This window comes from Thermoplasmata archaeon (assembly GCA_035632695.1).
Taxonomy (GTDB): domain Archaea; phylum Thermoplasmatota; class Thermoplasmata; order RBG-16-68-12; family RBG-16-68-12; genus RBG-16-68-12.
The window spans coordinates 15,823-36,998 of sequence record DASQGG010000142.1 but is presented as its reverse complement, the minus strand read 5'-3'; the positions used below and the strand labels follow the sequence as shown (position 1 = coordinate 36,998).

The 21,176-nt window shown below is 67.2% G+C and carries 21 protein-coding genes; 6 read left to right on the top strand and 15 right to left on the bottom strand.

Going from position 1 to position 21,176, the window contains the following annotated elements:
• Positions 1–1,364, top strand: a 1,364-nt coding sequence (locus VEY12_09165) for an RtcB family protein (GenBank protein HYM40292.1), incomplete at its 5' end; no start/stop codon positions are given.
• A complete protein-coding gene (locus tag VEY12_09160; protein ID HYM40291.1) occupies positions 1,361–1,924 on the top strand; it encodes a peptidase zinc-dependent in 564 nt (187 codons plus the stop codon). The genes VEY12_09165 and VEY12_09160, both read left to right, overlap by 4 nt.
• On the opposite strand, the gene VEY12_09155 is transcribed toward VEY12_09160, so the two are convergent.
• Positions 1,899–2,630 carry a methyltransferase domain-containing protein gene (locus VEY12_09155; protein ID HYM40290.1) on the bottom strand — a complete coding sequence of 244 codons (732 nt, stop codon included), beginning with the start codon at positions 2,628–2,630 and terminating at the stop codon, positions 1,899–1,901. The genes VEY12_09160 and VEY12_09155 overlap by 26 nt on opposite strands.
• 46 nt (positions 2,631–2,676) lie before the next feature.
• Between VEY12_09155 and VEY12_09150 the strand changes: the two genes are divergently transcribed.
• Together VEY12_09150 and VEY12_09145 are read left to right on the top strand one after the other, a co-directional pair.
• Positions 2,677–2,985: an MTH1187 family thiamine-binding protein gene (locus VEY12_09150; GenBank protein HYM40289.1), complete on the top strand. Its 309-nt coding sequence runs from the start codon at positions 2,677–2,679 to the stop codon at positions 2,983–2,985.
• Between the two features lie 44 nt (positions 2,986–3,029).
• Positions 3,030–4,469: an NAD(P)H-hydrate dehydratase gene (locus VEY12_09145; GenBank protein HYM40288.1), complete on the top strand. Its 1,440-nt coding sequence runs from the start codon at positions 3,030–3,032 to the stop codon at positions 4,467–4,469.
• 9 nt (positions 4,470–4,478) lie between these two features.
• On the opposite strand, the gene VEY12_09140 is transcribed toward VEY12_09145, so the two are convergent.
• Entirely contained in the window at positions 4,479–5,627 is a 1,149-nt protein-coding gene (locus tag VEY12_09140; protein ID HYM40287.1) for an SIS domain-containing protein, read from the bottom strand.
• Between the two features lie 102 nt (positions 5,628–5,729).
• On the opposite strand from VEY12_09140, the gene VEY12_09135 reads away from it, so the two are divergent.
• Positions 5,730–6,500 (top strand): metallophosphoesterase, encoded by a 771-nt coding sequence (locus VEY12_09135; protein HYM40286.1) that lies wholly within the window; start codon positions 5,730–5,732, stop codon positions 6,498–6,500.
• Between the two features lie 28 nt (positions 6,501–6,528).
• Here the strand turns inward: VEY12_09135 and VEY12_09130 are convergent, their stop codons facing one another.
• On the bottom strand, positions 6,529–7,458 hold the full coding sequence (locus tag VEY12_09130; protein ID HYM40285.1) for a pyridoxamine 5'-phosphate oxidase family protein: 930 nt from the start codon (positions 7,456–7,458) through the stop codon (positions 6,529–6,531).
• Between the two features lie 145 nt (positions 7,459–7,603).
• Between VEY12_09130 and VEY12_09125 the strand changes: the two genes are divergently transcribed.
• Positions 7,604–8,593, top strand: a complete 990-nt coding sequence (locus VEY12_09125) for an alpha/beta hydrolase-fold protein (protein HYM40284.1) — start codon at positions 7,604–7,606, stop codon at positions 8,591–8,593.
• On the opposite strand, the gene VEY12_09120 is transcribed toward VEY12_09125, so the two are convergent.
• The 12 genes from VEY12_09120 to VEY12_09065 all read right to left on the bottom strand — a co-directional run bounded on the left by VEY12_09120 (position 8,594) and on the right by VEY12_09065 (position 21,100).
• Entirely contained in the window at positions 8,594–9,094 is a 501-nt protein-coding gene (locus VEY12_09120; protein HYM40283.1) for a hypothetical protein, read from the bottom strand.
• 211 nt (positions 9,095–9,305) lie between these two features.
• Positions 9,306–10,256 carry an EamA family transporter gene (locus VEY12_09115; GenBank protein ID HYM40282.1) on the bottom strand — a complete coding sequence of 317 codons (951 nt, stop codon included), beginning with the start codon at positions 10,254–10,256 and terminating at the stop codon, positions 9,306–9,308.
• 102 nt (positions 10,257–10,358) lie between these two features.
• A complete protein-coding gene (locus tag VEY12_09110; protein HYM40281.1) occupies positions 10,359–10,769 on the bottom strand; it encodes a hydrogenase maturation nickel metallochaperone HypA in 411 nt (136 codons plus the stop codon).
• Entirely contained in the window at positions 10,762–11,256 is a 495-nt protein-coding gene (locus VEY12_09105; protein HYM40280.1) for a hydrogenase maturation protease, read from the bottom strand. Before VEY12_09105 ends, VEY12_09110 begins: the two co-directional genes overlap by 8 nt.
• 2 nt (positions 11,257–11,258) lie before the next feature.
• Positions 11,259–12,725 carry a Ni/Fe hydrogenase subunit alpha gene (locus tag VEY12_09100; protein HYM40279.1) on the bottom strand — a complete coding sequence of 489 codons (1,467 nt, stop codon included), beginning with the start codon at positions 12,723–12,725 and terminating at the stop codon, positions 11,259–11,261.
• Complete coding sequence (locus tag VEY12_09095; protein ID HYM40278.1) at positions 12,718–13,698, bottom strand: oxidoreductase; 981 nt, start codon at positions 13,696–13,698, stop codon at positions 12,718–12,720. Before VEY12_09095 ends, VEY12_09100 begins: the two co-directional genes overlap by 8 nt.
• Positions 13,699–14,121 (bottom strand): hydrogenase iron-sulfur subunit, encoded by a 423-nt coding sequence (locus VEY12_09090; GenBank protein HYM40277.1) that lies wholly within the window; start codon positions 14,119–14,121, stop codon positions 13,699–13,701.
• A gap of 20 nt (positions 14,122–14,141) precedes the next feature.
• Positions 14,142–16,124, bottom strand: coding sequence for a CoB--CoM heterodisulfide reductase iron-sulfur subunit A family protein (locus tag VEY12_09085; GenBank protein HYM40276.1), 1,983 nt, complete (start codon positions 16,122–16,124; stop codon positions 14,142–14,144).
• The gene (locus VEY12_09080) at positions 16,121–18,109 is read right to left on the bottom strand and encodes a heterodisulfide reductase-related iron-sulfur binding cluster (GenBank protein HYM40275.1); all 1,989 of its coding nucleotides are present in this window, start codon (positions 18,107–18,109) and stop codon (positions 16,121–16,123) included. The genes VEY12_09085 and VEY12_09080 overlap by 4 nt, the downstream gene beginning before the upstream one ends.
• On the bottom strand, positions 18,106–19,092 hold the full coding sequence (locus VEY12_09075) for an electron transfer flavoprotein subunit alpha/FixB family protein (GenBank protein HYM40274.1): 987 nt from the start codon (positions 19,090–19,092) through the stop codon (positions 18,106–18,108). Before VEY12_09075 ends, VEY12_09080 begins: the two co-directional genes overlap by 4 nt.
• Positions 19,089–19,856 (bottom strand): hypothetical protein, encoded by a 768-nt coding sequence (locus VEY12_09070; GenBank protein ID HYM40273.1) that lies wholly within the window; start codon positions 19,854–19,856, stop codon positions 19,089–19,091. Before VEY12_09070 ends, VEY12_09075 begins: the two co-directional genes overlap by 4 nt.
• Positions 19,853–21,100: a (Fe-S)-binding protein gene (locus tag VEY12_09065; protein ID HYM40272.1), complete on the bottom strand. Its 1,248-nt coding sequence runs from the start codon at positions 21,098–21,100 to the stop codon at positions 19,853–19,855. Before VEY12_09065 ends, VEY12_09070 begins: the two co-directional genes overlap by 4 nt.
• Between the last annotated feature and the right edge of the window lie 76 nt (positions 21,101–21,176).

The following is a 21,176-nucleotide window of genomic DNA, read 5'->3' as shown; positions in this document are numbered from 1 at the left end:
TTTTTATCGACGAGCCCATGATCGCGCAGCTCCGCCAGGACCAGGCCGCCGAGCAGGTGGCCAACGTGGCCACGATGCCGGGCATCGTGGGCCGCTCCCTGGCCATGCCGGACATCCACTGGGGTTACGGTTTTCCGATCGGCGGTGTCGCGGCGTTCGACCACGACGAAGGCGTGATCTCTCCCGGCGGGATAGGTTACGATGTGAACTGCGGCGTCCGCCTCCTCCGCACGGACCTCAGCGAGTCTGAGGTGCGCCCGAAGATCCGTGAACTCACGGACACGATCTTCCACAACGTACCGAGCGGCGTGGGGGAGGGTGGGCTCGTGAAGGTCTCCCGCCAGGACCTCGGGCGGCTGGCGACAGAGGGCGTCGCGTGGTCCGTGGAGAAGGGCTATGCGTGGCCCGAGGACCCGCTCCACATCGAGGCGGGCGGTCACCTCGCGTCCGCGTCGTTCGACAAGGTGAGCGACCGCGCGATCACCCGCGGCAAGGACCAGGTCGGGAGCCTGGGTTCGGGCAACCACTTCCTCGAGGTGCAGAAGATCGACCGGATTTACGATGAGGCCGCGGCGAAGGCCCTCGGCCTCCGGCGGCCGGACCAGGTGTGCGTGATGATCCACACGGGTTCCCGCGGGTTCGGGCATCAGATCGCCTCGGACTACATCGCGACCTGCGAGAGCGTCGTGAAGCGCGAGAGGATCGACCTCCCGGACCTGCAGCTCGCCTGCGCCCCGGTCCATTCTAAGGAGGGCCAGGACTACTGGGCCGCAATGTGCTGCGGCGCGAACTTCGCCTGGAACAACCGCCAGGTCATCACGCATGGGATCCGCAACGCGTTCGCCAAGTCGTTCGGTCGCTCGGCCGAAGACCTGGGTTTGGAAATCGTCTACGACGTGTGCCACAACATCGGGAAGATCGAAGAGCATGAGGTCGAGGGGCATCGTCGCAAGGTGGTCGTCCACCGCAAGGGCGCGACCCGAGCGTTCCCCGCGGGACACCCCGAGACGCCGTCGAAGTACCGCGAGATCGGCCAACCCGTCCTGATCCCGGGCGACATGGGCACCTGCTCGTTCGTGCTCGTGGGCCTGCCGACGGCCATGACGCGCTCCTTCGGGTCGAGCTGTCACGGCGCGGGCCGACGCATGTCCCGGGCCGCGGCGACCCGAACGTACCGGGCGAACGAGGTCGTGAAGCAGCTCGGGGACCGAGGCATCTACATCCACGCGGCCACCAAAGCGGGCATCGTCGAGGAGGCGCCGGGCGCCTACAAGAATGTCGAGGACGTGGTCCGGATTGCAGAAGGCGCGGGGCTCACGAAGATCGTCGCGCGGATGGTCCCCATCGGGGTCGTCAAAGGATGAGGCTCACCCTGAAACCCATCGGGCCTGTGGATCGCGGTGTCCTGGCCCGCCTGGCCGATCGCCTCCAGGAGTTCGGCGAGGTGGACACGGCGTCCGTGGCGCCTCTTCCGGCCGACGGCCTTGAGCGGACCCGGGGACAGTACCGGGCCACCCGCCTCTTCGACGTGTGCCTCGCGGAACCCGGCGACCGCGTCCTCGGGGTCACGGAGGCCGACCTGTACGAGGGCGAGCTCCGGTCCGTGTTCGGGTACGCGCAAATCGAAGGACGCGCGGCCGTGATCTCCCTCGCGCGATTGCGTGGACGGCCGCCGAGCGCGCGCACGCCACGGCGGCTCCTGGCCCGCACGACCGCACGGAGGCATAAGAGGTTCCTCGACCGCTGCGAGAAGGAGGCGGTCCACGAGCTCGGTCACACGCTGGGGCTCGCCCACCACGACGGCCATCCGGAGTGCGTCATGTTCTACTCCGAGCGCCTCTCCGACACGGACCGCAAGGGCCGGACGTACTGCCCGGCCTGCTCGGACCGGGCGGACCTCATCTTGAAGCGCCTAGGAACGTGAACGCGGCGTTCGTCTCGAAGGCTCCCCCGTACCGCTTGGGAAGCTCCCGTTCCAGGAAGGCTACGCCGCGCTCGAACTCCCCGGGCGGGAGCAGGTCGAACGTGGAGATGTACTTCCGGCGGACACGATCCAGCTCCTGGGGAACCGTCAGGGTGCGGCGGAGCGGCCGTTCCTCGACCACGACCTGCGTGAAGCCTGCGGCCTTGAGCCCGTCAACGATGCGGTCGATCCCGGGGAAGCGAGCTCGGTCGATCTGCAGGAGGCTCGGGAACGCCTCGTCCAAGATGCCCAGGGTCCGCGTCCGCATGTCCGACGTGGCAATCGCAACACGGCGCGAGACACGAGCCACCTCCCGGAGCGCTGCGCGGAGGTCCGCGAGCTGGTGAAGTACCATGACGAGGAGAGTCACATCGAACGCGTCCACCCGAAACGGGAGCGCGTGCGCATCCGCGCGGACCCGGTCAAAGGGCCCTTTGCCCGCAGCACGGGCGAGCATGTCGAGGGAGATGTCCGCCGCGACGACCTGGGCGCCCTCGGCAGCGATCTTGGAGAAACGGCCCGTCCCCGCTCCGAGGTCCAGGACCCGGTCTCCCCGGCGCAGCCGGCCCACCTCGGAGAGCGTGGCGAACCAGTACTCGCGGTCCAAGGGCTCGCTCCCGCGCACCTCGTCGTAGTCGGCCGCGAGCCGCGCGTAGTCCACGGGCACGAAACGCGCAAGAACGGATCGGGATATCAGGGTGTCGGGGCTGTCCATGGCCATCGCGGAGTTCAGCATTTCGCCGACCGGGAAGGGGGAGAGCGTCTCGGAGTATGTGGCCCGATGCGTCGACCTGATCGACCGGAGCGGCCTCCCGTACCGCCTGAACCCCATGGGGACCGTGGTGGAAGGACCGCTCGAGGAAATCATGGCCCTCATCCTCCGCTGCCACCAGGCCGTCTCCGCGGACTGCGATCGGGTGTCCACAATCATCAAGATCGACGACCGGAAGGGCGCGGCCAACCAGATCGTGCAGAAGGTCGACAAGATCGAACGGATCCTGGGTCGCAAGCTGCGGACCTGACCCCTCGCCCAAGGTTTAACTAGACACGCTCGGATGCGCGGCCGATGATCACCGCCACCGAGATGCGGGTCCTCGACCGGAACGCGCAGCACTTTGGCGTGTCCATCCTCGACCTCATGGAGAACGCCGGCCGGGCCGTGGCCGACGCGGCCCGCCACGAGTTCGGCATCGCGGGGAAGAAGGTCCTCGTCGTCTGCGGCACGGGGAACAACGGGGGCGACGGCCTCGTCGCCGCCCGCCTCCTGGCGGAGGAGGCCAAGGTCACCGTCCTCCTGGCCCGGTCGCCCGATCAGTTCGCGACCGAGGAAGCCCGCACGAACTTCGCCCGGCTGAAGGGCGTCCCGCTCTACGAGGGGCTCGAACGGAGCGAGACCTCCATGGCTGAGGCCGATCTGGTCGTCGACGCCCTCCTGGGCATCGGCGTCGACGGACCGCTTCGCGAACCCTACGCGACGGTCATCCGCGAGATGAACGCGTCCGGCAAGCCGATCCTGAGCGTGGACGTGCCCAGCGGCCTGGGCTCGGGGATCGCGGTCAAGCCGAAGGTCACGGTCACGCTGCACGACGCGAAGGAGGGCATGACCCCGGAGAACTCCGGCACGATTCGTATCGCGGACATCGGCATCCCGGCGCAGGTCGCGCGGACGATCGGTCCCGGCGAGTTCTTCCTGTTCCCTCGCCCCAAGGCCGAAAGCCACAAGGGCCAGAACGGGAGCCTCCTCATCATCGCGGGGGGACCGTTCACGGGCGCCCCGGCCCTGGTCGCCATGGGCGCCCTCGGGATGGGAGCCGACCTCGTGCACATCGCCACGCCGGCCCTCGCCGCCGAGATCGTCGCCTCGTACTCCCCCAACTTCATCGTCCATCCCCTCGTCGGGCACCGCCTCCTCAACGAGGATCTCGAGGTCATCCTGGACCTTGCCGCGAAGGCGGACGCGATCGCGATCGGGCCGGGACTCGGGGACGCCGTCGGTACGCTCGCCACGGTCCGGGCGGTCATCAAAGGCGTGGACAAGCCCATCGTCTTCGATGCGGACGCCATCCGGGCCGTGGGCCAGGAACCCACGATCCTCGCGCGCAAGCGGGCTGTGGCAACGCCCCACTCGCGGGAGTTCACCGCGCTCACCGGGAAGACGCTCCCGGACGCGGTCGAGGAGAAGGCCAAGATGGTCCAGGAAGCCGCCCGCGTCCTGGGCATCACGATTCTCCTCAAGGGCCACGTGGACATCGTGAGCGACGGCGCACGGACGAAGTTGAACTACACGGGAAATCCGGGCATGACCGTGGGCGGGACCGGCGACGTGCTCTGCGGTGCCGTGGGCGGGCTTCTCTGCAAGGGCGTCGCCCCGTTCGACGCGGCGCGCCTCGGCGCCTTCTCCAACGGATTCGCGGGCGACTTGGCGTTCAAGGTCAAGAGCTACGGCCTCACCGCGACCGACGTTGCGGACAACCTGGGCCGCGTCCTCGCGGAGTTCCTCGTCTGACTCCGGGGTTCAGTGCGTGCCCGGCGGGAAGACGATCTGTCGAGCCTGCCAATACGTCGGATCGAGGTACCGCAGCAGGTCCGGGTTGTGGCCCCGCCGGACGCTGGAGAAGTAGGCGAAGAGGTACAGGGGAATAATATTCAGGAACGGAGATACAAGTTCGTCCACCTTCGGTACGAAGACGGCTTCCTCGGCCGCGGCTTCCACCTCCCGGTCCCCCTCCGAGGCGACGGCCACCACGTGGGCCCCGACCGTCCGGGCCGCTCGGATCAGGTCGAGTGCGCGGGCACGGGAGCCACCTTGGGTCGCCACGACGAAGACGAGACGTTCCCGGTTCAGGGACTGCCATGACCCGTGCAGGAAATCCTCCGTCTCCATGCCGAGGGCGGGCAGGAAACTTGTCTCCCGAATCTTGAGCGCGGCCTCGAACGCCGTGGGAAGGTTCGGGCCCGCTCCGAAGATGGACACGGACTCCCGCGCAAGATGCTCCGTCGCGAGGTCTTCGCACATCTTCTCCGTGGACCGGATCACCTCTTCCAAGAGGGAGGGGAAGGCGTGGAATGCCTCGAATACGGGCCCGACCTGCGGTCGCGGTTCGCGGCCGGCGGCGAGACGCCACTCGAGCGCGACCTGGGCCGCAGCGAGCGCACCCGCCACGTAGCACTTGGTGTGGCAGCGAGAGAGATCGGGGCCGTTGCCCGCGACCAAGGTTGCATCGGACGCGGTGGCGATGGGACGATCCGGAAAGTGCGTGACCCCCACGGTCCGGGCACCTCTCGCCCGCGCCTCCCGGAGCGCGTCCACGGTGGTCTTGGTAATCCCGCTGTGCGAGACCCCGATCACTCCCGAGGACCGATCGGTCCGGGGGCCGTACCGCGCGAGCTCGAATGCGGTGACCGACGCGGAGCGGATTCGCTCGCTCGACGTCGCACCGGCGAATCGCTGCGCCAGCATCGCCGAGTAGAACGCGGTGCCGCAACCCGTGAAGGCCAGGAAAGACCGATCCGCCAGCTGGGCCGCCTCGCTCCGCGCAGGGTCCGCGATCCTCCGGAGGGTCTCTCGGAAGGAGTCCGGGATCTCGTGGATCATGTCGTACGTGTGGAACGGATGGGCGGTCCGATCGGGCGTGGGAATCGGAGACAGCGCGGCGGAAGCCATGGGGCCCGCTCATGGCGCGCGGACATAACACTTTTGCCCCGACATCCGCGTCTGGTGCGGCGACCGCGGAAGGGTTAAGGGCGCCGGTCCCTTCCGCGACGCGTGGACCTCGAGCCCGTGCCCGATTCGCCGTCGCTCCTCGCGGGCGACACGCTCGTCGTGGCAGACCTCCACGTCGGACTCGAGGAGGAGCTCCGCGAGAAGGGCGTCCAGATCCCGAGCCGAGCCGAGGTCATGGGCCGGCGGCTCGCTGACCTCGCGTCGAGGACGGGCGCGACCCGCCTCGTAGTCCTGGGGGACGTGAAGCACCTCGTGCCTCGGATGGCATCCCGGGAGCGGCGCGACGTGTACGTGCTGTTCCGAGATCTGGGAGAGTGTTTCGCCTCCATCACGATCGCCCAGGGGAACCACGACGGGATCCTGAGGAACATCTTGCCGCGGAACGTCCGCTTTCGCTCCCCGTACGGGTTTCGCGAGGGCGATGTGGGCTACTGCCACGGCCATGCGTGGCCCTACAAGAAGGTCATGGAGGCGCGCACCTTGGTCATGGGACACAACCATCCCGCGGTGGGCTTCCGGGACGCGTTCGGGCGTCGAGAGATCGTTCCGTGCTGGATGCGCCTCCCCTTCGCCCGCACGTCGAAGCGCTACCCGAAGCTCCCACGCGAGGCGATCGTGGTCCCCGCGTTCAACGAGCTCTGCGGCGGGATGCCCGTGAACGACGTCCGCGCGCGGTTCCTAGGCCCGCTCTTCCGCGAGGGATTACTTCTCGTGGACCAGGCCTCCCTACACCTCCTGGACGGAACGAACCTGGGGCGCCTCGCGGACGTCCGGGTGGACCTGGGCTTCTGGCCCGAGGACTACCGCCAGTGAGGTTCGTACCAGGGAGCGACCGCGGGCGCTACTGGGGCGCCTGCTCGTCCACCGTCGAGCACGACGTGATGCGGACCACATCCGCCGCTTTGGTCCTGGGCCACACGACCCGCCGGAGGCGGTACGCCTTCGTGACCTCGGCATCCATCCTGCCCTGCGGCGGAAAGGGGTCGCGATGCTGGACGAGTGCGTCCCTCCTCCAGGTGCGATCGGTCTTCAGGTTTGTGTACGTCGCGCGGCCCAGAAGTTCGACCCCATCTCCTGTGGTGAAGTCGGGAACCAACAGGGTGAACGCCCCGGTCGCCCGGATGTTTCCGGCGCTCTTGAACACCCCATCGCCCACGAACTCCGTCCAGGTCAGGCGTCGCCCCGGGGCGTCAAGGCTCAGGAATCCCGGAGGCCCGCCGCGATGGGCCACATCGGGCCCGCCGTCGGGGCCGGCTGTCGCGAGGAACGCGGTCTCCGCGCCCGCAACGAGCGCGATGAGGTCGGGATTCGCGGTGGACACGGGCTCGCGTCTCGAAGGCCCCACCCGCACCTCGGATTCCAGGGAAACGAACGGGGCCATGTACTTCCGACAGAGGGTGAACGTCTCCAGGGGCACCAGCTCGGCCGCCCCATCCCTCCGGATTAGGTTGCCGTTCAGCCTCACCCGGCGTGCCCGGGGCAGATTGATGGCAAGGCCGCCGCACCGGCCGGAGGGGAGGGCGTCCGCCCACATCGGATGGAATCGGATCCGGAGGTCCGGACCGTCCGGAATCTGGACGAGGGAGGGCTCACCTGCCAGCACGGTGAAGCGCAACTCGTCCCCGGAGGAGGCCGCGAACACGAAGAGGTCCGCGTCGTGGGCGAACTCCTCGATGGGCCCGACCCATCGCGAGAGGATGTCCGCAATCCGGCTCGTCTTCGCTTCTTGCTGGATCGCGATCTGTCCGTCGTGGTATTTGAGCGGCGGCATACGAACGCTTCCCCTTCCGGGCCCCCGCCATGAAGCCCGACGGTTAAAGCGGGTCTTCCCAGTCGGCCGGACGCGGCGTGCGGGGCCGTCCGAACCAACCCCAATCGTTTTCCCGGGGACTCCGTTGACCCCAGGAGGTTTGGGAATGCAACACGGCGAGGTCGTTCTGGAGACGGTGGACTCGAGGGTGCTCCGAGGAAACCCCCTCAGGGATCCAACGAGGCGCACGCTGGCGCTCTATCTGCCTCCGGGCTACGATGCGACGAAACGGTATCCGATCGTCTACGGCATCGTGGGCTACACGGGGACGGGCCGCAGCCTGTTCAACGTGGATCCGCTTTCCGAGGATCTCGCGTCGAAGATGGATCGTCTCATCGCCTCCGGAAGGTGCGGGCCGATGATCATCGCCGCGCCGGACTGCTTCACCAAGGTGGGCGGGAACCAGTACATCAACTCGTCCGCGACGGGTGCCTACGATGACTACCTGCGGAAGGAGGTCGTTCCCTTCGTCGAGCGGCGGTACCGCGTGGGGCGCCGCGGCATCTGGGGCAAGTCGTCCGGCGGGTACGGGTCCATCGTCCAGGGCATGCTCCACCCGGAAACGTGGTCGGCCCTCGCGGACCACTCGGGCGACTCCTGCTTCGAGCTGTGCTACATCCAAGACTTTCCGCCGGCTCTGGCGGCGTTCCGGGAACACGGCGGCCCGGCGGGGTGGCTGCGGTGGTACTGGCGCCAGCCGAATCGGCGGAAGAACGAGTTCGCCTCGGTCCTGAACACGGTGGGCATGGCCGCCGCCTACTCGCCGAACCCGCGGAGCAAGGAACTCGGGACGGACTTCCCTTTCGACCTGGAGACGGGCGAGTGGCGGCCGGAGGTGTGGGAACGGTGGCGGCGCTGGGACCCCGTGGTCATGGTCGACCGGTACGCCCGACGCCTGCGCCGCATGCGGCTCGTGTACATCGACTGCGGCACGAGGGACCAGTACAACCTGATCTGGGGTGCACGCGCCCTGCACCGCAAGCTCACCGCCCACGGCGTGAGCCACGTGTACGAGGAGTTCGACGACACGCACTCCTACGTCACGCACCGGTACGACGTTTCCCTGCCCCTCCTGTGGAGGGCCCTGAAGGCGTAGTCAGACGAAGGATTCCTTCTCCGCCAGCTCCGCCTGACGAATCAGGTCCTTCACGATCGCGCGGACGCGGCCCACAATCCCCCGGTACATGGAGGCCACGGTGGGACTCAAGCCCTTCTCGGGCCAATCCTCCGTGCCCACGCAGACGTTGACCACTTCAATCCGCGGCAGGGTGTGCCCCATGAGGCGCGCATACTCGATCGCGCTCGCCAAGTCCTCCGAGCGCGCAGGATGGACGCCCCATCCACCGTCCAGGGCGTAGGTGCTCCCCAGGGAAACGTGGCCCACGCGCCCGCAGTACGTGAGGGCCTTCAGGATAATCACGAGATCGAAGTCGTGGAGGATCTCCGAGAACCCGGGAAACTCGGAGCCGGAGCGGACCTCGACCCCGTCGAACGCGCTGAACAAGGATCGGGCCAAGCGGCCCCCGATCCCGGGGTTCCCTTGTGTGGGATCGCCCAGCCCCAACACGAGGATGCGGAGTTCAGGGGCCGCGAGCATCAGCTCCTCCGCCGAGGCCTTGCGGTGCTCGAGGCAGATCCCTTCGTGCTTCGCCCTCCGCGACGTAGCCTACGACTACCGCCCCCTGTATGCATTGCCGGTCGATTATGCTAGCGGCGCGCGTCAGCTTCGGTGACCTCCACTGCCGACCATCCTTGCGTTACCCGTACGCTGAATCGTGGACGTGTACCGAGAAGTGCGGAGCCCACGCTCATGCCCCGCGCACGAGTCTGATTCGCGCCAATCTGGCCAAAGGGGCCCACACGCCGCGGAGCCCGGCAATCCCCGCGAGGACCCCCGCGCCCGCGACCACGGCCGCGGCGCCCGCGGCCTGTGTCACGGAGACTCCACGACCGGCCGTCACGACGCTCAGGCACCAGGTGACCGGAAATGCAAGGACGAGCATCGAGCTCGCCACGGAGAGGTCCACGGTCTTGAGGCCCGCGTACCATGTCGTCACGAAGGCGAAGAGCAAGAGCGCGCTCACGGCGAGGTTCATCCAGTCCGCGGAGCCGAAGCCCGCGATCGAGGAGGCTTGGCCCGTGATTCCAAGGTACGCGACGAGGAAGACCGCACCGAACCCCATCCGCCCCAGGGCGACGGTCCCCGACGGCAGGCTCTTGAGAGCGCTCTTGGACAGGGTATACTCCGCCGCCCAGAGGACCGTCGCCAGGAGCACGTACGCGGTTCCGTCCGTCCACACGGGACCCGTCAGGCTCAGTAGGAGGACGTTACCGCCAAGGAGCAATCCCGCCGCAACCGCGAAGCGCCGCGGCACCTTCTCACGCAGGACGAGCACGCCAAGGACCGTGGCCACGAGGAAGAGACTGCGGTACCCCAGGCTCGCGGTTGCCGCACCGCCCTCGCCGGCGGCCAGCTGGAAGCCGTGGAAGTACAGGAGGAAAGGCACGGCGCCGCCGACGAGGCCGATCGCCGCGAGGCGCAGCCAGTCCGTGCGGCGGAGCCGCAGGCGCGTGCCGCGGCTGAGGAGGACCGCTATGGGGACGAGCATCCCGGCGACCGCGGCATTCCGAACCGCGATCCAGGCGTCCACGTCGGTGCCCTGGACAGCCTTGAAGTTCACGAAGTTGGAGATGCCGCTCACGAGCACGGTCACAAGGACGAGCGCGATCCCGGGACGCAGGGCCCGAGTCGCCGACACCGAATTCGTTCTTGCCATACGATCACGCTCCGATTCCGCGGGAAACTTGGATCGCGGAGGCCTGGCCGGCGAAGCCGTCCCGGGACGCGGGTGATGAGGCCATTAACGCACCCCGTGCGCAGGCTCCGATTCCTGCCGGCGTCCGCGATCGGTAAGCTGGACTTCCACGAGGGCGATTCCCGCCCCCGACGTGACCAAGAGAGGAGAGCCGCACCGAGGGCACAGCAGGACGGCGGGCGGTTCGCACAGCTCGGGATCGAGATCTGCGGCGGAGCCTGTGAACCCGCACGATGGACACGCGGCCTTCCCCGGGACCTCCGTGATCTCGAGGGACGACGACTCTAGGGGCGTCCCCTGCGTGAGGATCGTGTACGCGGTCTCCAAGGACTCGCGGGAGGCGAGTGTGAACTCCCCGACCTCGATGCGCACGCAACGGGCGGGACGGCCGTCGGCCTTACGGCACGTCTCCACCGCAAGGTCTACCACATCCTGCATCAACCCATACTCATGCATGGGCGGGCACCTCCGGGGCCGGCGCATCCGGCACCGCGTATCCCCACTCCCGCGCGGCCGTGACAACTGCAGCGACGAGCCGCGGCAGGGCCGCGACCACCTCGGACCCGGGTGGAGAGCCAATGCGCTGGGCGATGTCGATTTCGACGCCGAAGATCCGCAGGCGATGCGGCACGGAGAGCCCCGATGCGCGGGCCAGGCCAAGCGCCTCGGGCAGGCCGACGTAGTGCGCGGACGGCACGGACATCTCGGCGAGGTCGGCGCCGCGGAGTTCGCGGATGGTCCCCGGATGGTCTCCCGCGACCGAGTCAACCACGATCGCATCCTCAAAGCCCTGGAGGTGCTCGAGGAGATAGAGCCCGGACTGGACGGACGTGCGGACCGCCACTTCGGGCCCCTCGCAGCCTCGGAGGGCGTCCGCCGCCAGGAGGCCGATGCCGTCGTCCCCGAGCAGGTCGTTCCCCAGGCCGAGGATCACAAGAGCCATGCTCAGCCGTCCTGTCGGATCTCCCGCACGACGCGCCCGTCCGGCCCGTGGATCTGCAGGAGGAGGGGCATGTGGCCAGGCAGGGAGTGGGTCGCGCACGCGTGGCACGGATCGTACGCGCGGAAGGCCATCTCGACCTGGTTCAGGATGCCGTCGTCGACGACGCCTTTGTGGATCATGCTCCGAGCCGCCTTGTCCACAGACATCGCGATCCGTGCGGCGTTGTGCTGCGTCGCCACGATGAGGTTCGCGGACGTGAGCACGCCCCGTTCGTCGCTCGTGTAGTGATGGATCAGAACCCCCCGCGGCGCCTCCACCACTCCGATCCCTTCCTTGGGCGTCTCCGTGGGAAGGGTCCGGATGTCGGGGTCCACGATTCCAGGGTCGTGCGCGAGTTCCTGGAGGCGCTCGGCCGCATACACGATCTCGATGACCCGCGCCCAATGGTTCGCGAGCGTGTGGTGGACCGGTTTGCCGCCGAGCGTTTCGAAGTACTTCTCATAGAGCCACGAGGCACGGGGGGTTGCCATCCCGCTGCAGGCATTGAGCCGGGCGAGAGGTGCAACGCTGTACACCCCGCTGTCCTCCCCGTCTACGAACCCCTTCCAGCCGATCTTCTTGAGGAAGGGGAACTTCACATAGGTCCAGGGTTCCGAGTGCTCCGCGATGTAGTCCAGGTACTGCTGCGCCGGGAACCGCGCGACCTCCGCCCCCGTCGGGTTCACGACTCGCAACTGCCCGTCGTAGAAGTTCTCGTGGAGCTGCGAGTCCACGAGGCCCATGTAGTGGGTGCGGTGCGTGTACGCGTCCGACATGATCATCTTGACGTAGGCGGGGTTCTCGAGGACGACGTCCTCGAACAGCTTCTCGCAGAACTGCGCGAACTCGAGGGCACGGGTGGCCGTCTCCTTGAATCGCGTCTGCATCTCCGGGGTGACGGCCTTTGCGACGCCGCCAGGGAGGCCGAACACCGGATGAATCGTCTTGCCGCCGAGCTCCGTGAGGATCCCGCGCAGCTCCTTCCGCATCGCGATGACCCGCTTCCCGATCTCCAAGCCCGCTTTCTGGATCACCCCGAGCACGTTGCGCTCCGCCTTGGGGGCTGTGGGGCCGACCACGAAGTCAGGCCCGCCCAAGAAGAAGAGGTGGAGTGCGTGATCCTCCAGCATGAAGACGCTGTACAGCATCTCGCGGATCATCTTGGCGGCCGGGGGCGGATCCACCTTGAACAGATCGTCCAGGGCCTTGGAAGCAGCGGTGTGGTGGGCGGTCGGGCACACGCCGCAGATGCGGGACGTGATCTGCGGCGCGTCCTCGGCCTGCCGGCCCACGAGGAAGTTCTCAAAGCCACGAAGCTCCGGGACCTGGAAGTACGCCCGCGACACCTCGCCCTTCCCATCGAGGAAGATCGTGATCTTCCCGTGACCTTCGAGCCGTGTGATGGGGTTGATTACGACGGGGTCAGCCATGGGCTTTCACCCCTCGCGAGCGCATGAGGATGGAGCGTGGCAGCGCATACCGGTAGAACGTACCCACCGGGTCCGGGACGGCCTCCATGGCCCGTCGGATGTCCGCCTCGTCGTCGAAGTCCAGGATGGACGCGAGGTAGGAGATGCCCTTCGCACCCTGGTCCCGCACCTCGTCCGTGGGACCGAAGCAACCCGTGCAGGGCATGGCTCCCTTCACGCAGAGGGCCTCGCACCCGCCGCGCGTGACCGGGCCGAGGCATAAGACTCCCTGGGCGAGAAGGCACTTCTCCGGATCCACCTTCGTGAGATGGACCCGCTTCAGCTCCTTGATCAGGAGCTTCTCGGGCTTGGTCTCGTTCAGGGGGCACTCGTGACATAGGGCCCGCGTGCCTGCGAGCACAGCGCCCTTCGGGGGCAGCTCCCCCTTGAGGAGCGCGGTCACCGCGTTCCCGATGAGCTTCGGGGTCGGGGGGCAGCCGGGGAGGTAGTAATCCACGTCGATCACCTGGTCCAGCGACTTCACCACGTCCCAGAACGCGGGAAGCTCGAGCGTGCCCTCGGGAACCTCCACCCTCTCCCGCGGTTCCTGGGATCCTCCGTCGGCCACGCTGGGCGCCTTGTGATAGTACCACTCGAAGATCGAACGCCGGTCCCAGAGGTTCGCGAGTCCGGGGATGCCTCCCAGGTGGGAGCAGCTCCCGAACGCGATCACGTACTTCGACTTCCGACGGAGGAGGCGGACCATGTCCTCCTGCTCCGAGAGACGGACGGCCCCGTTGATGAAGCTCACCGTGATGCCGCCGTCGGGCAGCGCCTCGACGTCGGTGACCTTGAAGTCCAAAGCCACGGGCCAGAACACGATATCGACCGCGGCCACCACGTCTAGGACGCCCTCTGCGAGATCCACCACGGCCTCCTCGCAACCGCCGCACGAGGCGCACCAGTAGAAGGCCACCTTGGGTTTCCCTGCCATTCAATCGCCCCCGTCGAGATCGAGTGGGCCCAACCTCCGGACCTGCTCGGTCATGTCCTCGACGACCCTGCGGAACTTCTCCGCCTCCGAGGCGGAAATCCATTCGAGTCGGAGCCGACCTTCCTCGAAGCCCATCTGGGAGAGCATCTTCTTGAGGAGGGTGTACCGCCTCAGGGTCTTGTAGTTCCCCGAGCTGTAGTGGCAGTCCCGCGGATGGCAGCCGCAGAGCAGGACTCCGTCGGCGCCCTTCTCGAACGCCGTCAGGACGAACTGGGGGTCCACACGGCCGGAGCACATCGTGCGGATCAGCCGCACGTTCGAGGCGTACCGGGAGCGGGCGACGCCCGCCGCGTCGGCCGCGATGTAGGTGCACCAGTTGCACACGAAGGCGACGATCCTCGGTTCGAACTCCGGCTTGCGCATCTCTGGCTTCGGAATCTCCATCATCGCGAGAGCACCCCCTCGAGCTCATGGAGGAGCTGATCGTCCTCGAACATCTTCTGGGAAATGGCTCCGCTCGGGCACGCGGCGACGCACACACCACATCCCTTGCAGAGGACGTCGCTGATCCGAGCCACCATCTTCTCCCGGTCCAGCTCGATCGCGTTGTAGGGACACAGGGGGATGCAGATCTGGCAACCGGAGCACAGTCCCTCCTCGATGGATGCGAGGTTGGGTTCGAGCTGGATGGATCCCTTGCTGGTGAGGGCGATGGCCTCGGCTGCCGCGGCCTCGGCCTGCGCCACCGTCTCCGGGATGTCCTTAGGGCCCTGGCAGGTCCCGGCGATGAAGATGCCGTCGGTCATCGTGGACACGGGCGCCAGCTTCGGGTGTTTCTCCAGGAAGAACCCCTCGGAGCTGCACGACATGTTGAGCATCCGACGCACCTCTTCCCGGTCCGGTTGAGGCTCGATCGCCACGCTGAGGATGACCATGTCCACGGGCACCCTGCGGATCACGCCGAGGAGCGTGTCCTCGGCCACGACCGTGAGCCTGCCCTCCTCCGCGGGGTTCTCGGCCAGATCCGTGACCTCGGCCACCTTGCCCCGCACGAGATGCAGGTTCTCTGCGATGAGGCGGTGGTAGAACTCCTCGTAGCCCTTGCCCGGCGTCCGCATGTCGATGTAGAAATTGTAGACCTCCGCCCCGGTCCGCTCTTTCACGAGGTGGGCAAGCTTCAAGGAGTACATGCAGCAGACCTTGGAGCAGTACGTGTTGTAGTGCTCGTCCCGCGAACCGACGCAGTGCACGATGGCCACCGCCTTCGGCGTGCGTCCGTCCCGAAGGAGGATTTCCCCACCCGTGGGCCCGTTCGAGGCGGCGAGCCGCTCGACCTCCAGGGCATTAAACACGCCGGGCAGCCGCCCGTAGCCGTAGTTCGTCATCCGGGCCGCGTCGAAGACATGGAATCCGGTCGCGACGATGATCGTCCCCACATCAAGCTCCACAATCTGCTCCTTCTGCTGGAAGTCGATCGCATCGCGATCCCCGCATGCGTCCACGCAGGTCTGCTTGCAGCGACCCGTCTTGAACTCGATGCACGTGCCCGGATCGATCACGGCCACCAGGGGCACCGCCTGCGCGAAGGGGATGTAGATGGGCTTCCGCTTGCCCAGGCCGAGATCGAACTCGCTCGGGAACTTCGCCGTCTTGTATACGCATTGCTCGATGCACTCGAAGCATCCGACGCACTTCGCCTCGTCCACATACCGCGGCCTGCGCCGCACCCGGACCTTGAAGTTCCCCACGAAGCCGTCCACGCCAACGACGTCGGAGTAGGACAGCAGGGTAATGTCGGGATGGTTCTTCACCGCCGTCATCTTGGGCGTGAGAATGCACGCGGCGCAGTCCAGGGTGGGGAACGTCTTGTCGAACTTGGCCATGTGGCCCCCGATGGAGGGTTCCCGTTCAACCAGGTAGACATGGCGTCCCGCCTCTGCCGCCGTCAGCGCAGCTTGGATGCCCGCGATGCCACCGCCGACGATGAGCACCTCGCTGCGAACGGGTACGGAGCGGCGCTCGAGCGGGGAGTGGAGGGCCACACGGGCTACGCCGGCGGCCACCAGCGCCTTGGCCTTCTCCGTGGCCTGCCGCGGGTCCTTCGTGACCCAGGACACCTGCTCGCGGATGTTCACCATGTGCACGAGGAATGGGTTGGCTCCCGCACTCTCCGCGGCCCGGCGGAAGGTGGCCTCGTGGAGGTGGGGCGAGCAGGAGGCCACGACGACGCGGTTCACCCTCATCTCGCGGATGTCCTTCTGGATGGTCTCTTGGCCCGGGCTCGAGCACATGTACTTGTACTCCCGGGCGACGACGACGCCCTTGAGGCCCTTCGCGTAGTCCACCACATCGGGCACGTTCACGACGCTCGCGATGTTGAACCCGCAGTCGCAGATGTACACTCCGATCTTCGGCGGCTCCGTCATAGAGCTTCCTCCACGAGTTCGATGATGTCTCGCACCTGAAGCGAGGCCTCGAGTCCGGCGGCCTTCACCGCGTCGGTGAACATGACGTAGTCCTTGGGGCAGGCGACCGCGAGCACGGTCACTCCCTCCAGGGACGCGGCCTCCCGGACCCGCATGTCCGCGGGCCGCTGCTTCTCCCCCGCGATCTCCTCCATCCAGATCCGGCCGCCGCCCGCCCCGCAACAGAAGCTCTTCCACCGGTTCCGGGGCATCTCGACGAGTTCCACGCCGACCGCTTGGAGGATCCTGCGCGGCGCGTCGTACACACCGTTGTATCGGCCCAGGTAGCACGGGTCGTGGTACGTGACCCGGTAGGGGAGACGCTTCGAGAACCGGAGCCGGCCCGACCCGATGAGCTCGTCCAGCAGTTCCGTGTAGTGGAGCACCCGCCCGCCGTTCGCGCGGGGGTACTCGTTCTTCAATGTGTTGTACGTGTGCGGATCAGTGGTGACGATGTCGTGGAACCTGCACGCCCTCATGGCCTCTGCGTTGTGGTCCCGCAAGGTCTCGAAGAGGCCTTCCTCTCCGACTCGGCGGACATCGTTCCCCGCGTTCCACTCACCGTCGCTCAGGGTACCGAAATCGACTCCCGAGCGCGCGAACACGCCCGCGGTCAGGGCTGTGAGGCCCTGGCACCGGGCATCGTACGACGCGGTGTCGCCCACGACCCAGAGGAAGTCCACAGGTTCCTTCCGTGCGTCCTTGACCGGGGTGGGCCCTGAGCGGGTCCATTTCGTGCGAGCCTTGGGAGTCGCCTTGAACGAGTTGCCGTACCGGGAGAGGCTCTCCAGGGTTCCTTGGAGACCCGCGTTGAGTTCTCCTCGCGCCGTGAGGCGGCGGCGCATCTCGAGGACCTTCGACAGGTGGTTGTTGAACACGGGGCAACCGTCCACGCAGGCGTAGCAGGTCATGCAGGACCAGACGGCGTCGGGCGTCTGGACGGACAGGAACAGATCCTCCGCGGATGCGACACCCCCATCGGCAGCCGATGCCAGCGGGTTCGGACGGGTGCCCCCCTTCGCGAGGACCGCGTCCCGCAAGCGCATCATCATGTGCATGGGGTCCATGGCGGCTCCGCTCTCGTGCGCGGGACAGTTGTCCGTGCAGCGACCGCACTCCGTGCACGCGAAGGCGTTGAGCAGGGAGACCCACGTCAAATCGCGGACTGTGCCCGCTCCCGGGGATTCCACCCGCTCTGCGGCCACGGGACGCATAGCTCCCGCGGGCTCGGGTCTCCGGAAGAAGACGTTGAAGACGGCGAAGACGATGTGCGAGTGCTTCGTGTACGGGAACCAGGCCAGGAACGTGAACAGGGAGAGGATGTGGACCCACCACATGGCGGACTCTAGGCTGGGAGCGAGCCCACCCCACCCGGCGCCGGACACGGCGGCGGCGAGGAGAGCGCTGACCGGCCGCCATGACGCCATCGCGGTTGACGCATCCTGGACGATTCGGGCCGCGTTGTAGAACAGGAAGGAGACGAGGATGGTGAGGATGAAGAGCAGCATGACGATGGCCGCCCGGTTCCCTTCATGCATGAGGCGCCTGGGCTTCGAGACCGTCCGGCGGTAAATCGCCATGAGGACGCCCACGATGCCGAGGGCGGCGACGAGATCCTGCCCGAGATAGAGCGGGCCATCCAGGGGTCCCAAAGGAAGGGTGTAACCGGGGATGTACCCCGCGGTAACGATCTCCACGACGCTGAAGAAGAGGAACACGAAGGCCCAGAAGATGAACGCGTGCAGGACTCCCGCCGGGCGTTCCCGATAGATCTTCCGCTGGAAGATCCCATCCAGCACGACGTTCTTGATGCGGGCACCCAGGTGGTCCCACCAACGCTCTGGCATCCCCTTGCGGACGCCCCGGACGATCTGGAAGACCCTCGCGGAGAAGAGCAGCCCGGAGACGACGAGGATCCCGGTGAGGACCATCTGATCGAGGTTCATGCGCCCCCTTTCGCCTCCCTAAGCTTCTCGGTCAGGATCGGGACGAGCTCGAGCAGGTCCACGGTCGCCCCGTAGTGCGCGATGTCGAAGATGGGCGCCTCGGGGTCCCGGTTCACCGCGATGATCAGGTCCGACCCTTTCATGCCCTCCGTATGCTCCGGAGCGCCGCTGACCCCGAGCGCCAGGTAGAGGCGCGGCTTCACTGTCATCCCGGACCGCCCGACCTGACGACTCCGGGGAAGCCATCCCTGGTCCACGACCGGGCGGGTCGCGCACACGGCGCCCCCGAGTTCCTTGGCCAACGCCTCCAGGTCACCCAGATTGTCCTTGGACTGAATCCCCCGGCCCGCGGCGACCAGGACCGGAATCTTCCTCACGTCGAGGTCCTCCATCTTCGGCTCGACGAGTTCCAGGAACCGGACAGGGAGGGACTCGAGGGGCGCGGGTGACGAACGGATCTCGAAGGGGGGGACCTCGTCCCGCATCCCGAGCTCCCGATGGCCGGTCCCGGGCATGAGAAGCACGATTGTCAGGCCATCGCCGGGCTCGATCTGGGCCTGGAGCTTGCCGCCGCAGAGCCGGCTCGTGACGATGACGCGATCGCCCTCCGCACGGACGCCCACGCAGCCGCTCACCACGGGTGCTCCGAGGGTAAAGGACAGCGGCCCGGCCAAGTCGATGCCGAGGCTCGTGTTTCCCAGGATCACAAGCCGTGGGGACAGGTCCTTCAGCACATGCGGGAGGACGCGAGCGTACGCTGCCGGATTGGGGGTTCCGAGCCCCGCATCCTTCACGACGAGGACCTTGTCCGCGTTGAGGGGAAGCGATTGGAACGGTTTCGGATTGTCCGTAAGGATGAGGCAAGTGACGCGCCACCCGACGGACCGGGCCAGGTCGTGCGCACAGGCGAGCATCTCGAGGGTGGTATCTGTGACCTCCCCTCCCAAGTGCTCCGCGACGACGACGACCTCGCGGGGAATCATGCCATCCCACGCTCCCGAAGAATCCGGACGATCTGCTCCGCCACGCCTTTTGCGTCACCCGGGAGCATCTCGGCCTTGGCGCCTGAGGTGGGTTTGACGAGCTTCGCTGGCCGGATTCCCTCGACAACTTGAGCAGCCTCGGCCCGCTCCCGCACCTGGAGGGCGCGCTTGGCCTGTACGACCCGACTCACGGGAACGTAGCGGGGAGGTTGCTCGGCCGACTGGATCCCGAGAACGGCGGGAAGGGAGATTTCCATCACCCCGAGGCGTCCACCGGAGAACTCCTTGTGGACGGTCCCCCTGGTCCGGTCGGGATTCAGAGAGACGGACACGACACCGCCGACATAGGGAGCGGAGAGATGCATCGCCAGGAGGCCGGCGAGTCCGGCGTCCAGCTGATCGGCGGCCCAGACACCCGTGAGGATCAGGTCGTACCCCGCGGGCTTCAGCAGAGGGCCGAGGACGGAGGCGAGCCGCACGTTGTCGCCCCGGTGTTCGGGCGGCACGGGGACGAGTTCGGCCTCGTCCACCCCCTTGGCCGTGGCGGTGGCCAGGGAGTCTCTTGCCTCGTCGCCGCCCACCGCTACTGCGGTGACCCGGGCGGCGTGGCGCGCCTTGAGGATGAGCGCCTCCTCCAAGGCGTGCTCGTCCCCCTCGTTCGTGATGTGCATGACCTCGTCCTCCGCGAGGCTTCTCCCACCCTCGGAGATCACAAGTTCCTCGACGACATCCGGAACCTGCCGGAGGATCACCGCGATCTTCACGCCCGGGACCCCCCGACGAGCCCGAGGCCCTCGGCCACCATGTGGGAAATCTCGCGGACCTGGAGACGCCCCTCCAGACCTGCGGTCTTGATGGCGTCCTCGAAGCGTGGGACTTCGAGGGGGCAGGGGATGGCGAGGATCTCCGCGCCGGTCTTCGCGGCCTCTTGGACCCGCTGCATGGGCAGAGGCACCCGAGTGCGTTGCCAGATGTAGCTGTCCAGCCAGTTCGCGCCCCCACCGCCTCCGCAGCACAAGGCGTTCTCCCGGTTCCGCGGCATCTCGACGAGGCGCACGCCGGGAATCGTCTCGAGCAGGGTCCGCGGCGCCTCGTACTCTCCGTTCCGCCGGCCGATGCAGCAGGAGTCGTGGTAGGTGACCTTCGCGGTGATGTCCTTCTTCATCCGTCGCTTGAGGTCCGAGGCGCGAGCCGCCAGGAACTGGGTGTAGTGGCTGACGTCCAGCGGCGTACCCAGGCGGCGATACTCCTTGTTGAACGCGTTGTAGGCGTGGGGGTCGCCGACGAGGACCTCCTTGAACCGCCGCTTCCCCAGCTCCTCCGCGTTGTGCTGGTAGAGAACGTCAAACAGACCCTCCTCACCCTGGCTCGTGCACCGGAGGTCCCCGCTGCACCGCTCGTCCACGCCTAGGATCCCGAAGTCCACATCGAGGGCCGTGAGAATCCGAGCGAGCGCAATCGTGTCCTTGAGATTCCGCTTGTTGTAAGAGCCGAAGCACCCGACCCACCACAGGACTTCCGCGGAGTCCCCGTCATGGAGGATGGGCACCTCCACCCCCGCCTCCTTCGTCCACGCATCCCGCTTCTTGGGGGACTCGCCGAATGGATTGCCGTACCGCGAGGTCTTCTCGAAGGCGGCCTGGAGTTCCGGGGGAACGCCAACCCCGCGGCCGAGCAACTCCTCCCGCAGGCCGGCAATCAAGCGGTCGGTGATCGGGACGCCGACCGGGCATCGGTAGCTGCAGTTGAAGCAGGAGACGCATAGCCAGATAGCACCGCTGCGGTAGAGATCATCGACCCGACCGGCCCGCAGGGCGGAAATCATCTTCCGGGGGGTATAGTCCATCGCGTAGCCCAGAGGGCATGCACCGCTGCACATGCCGCACTGGATGCAACTGAGGAGCTTGTCTCCCATAGGGAGATTGAGCATCCGCCGCATGAATTCCTCGGTGGCATCGCCCGCCGTCCCGCGCTCTTCGACGTTCACAAGCAACGATTCCGCAGACACGAGCCATCACCCTCCGACCAGGCGACAGGGGCGGCTCGCGGCGGCGTGTTCGACCGCCGAGGCGCACCTCGGCCAG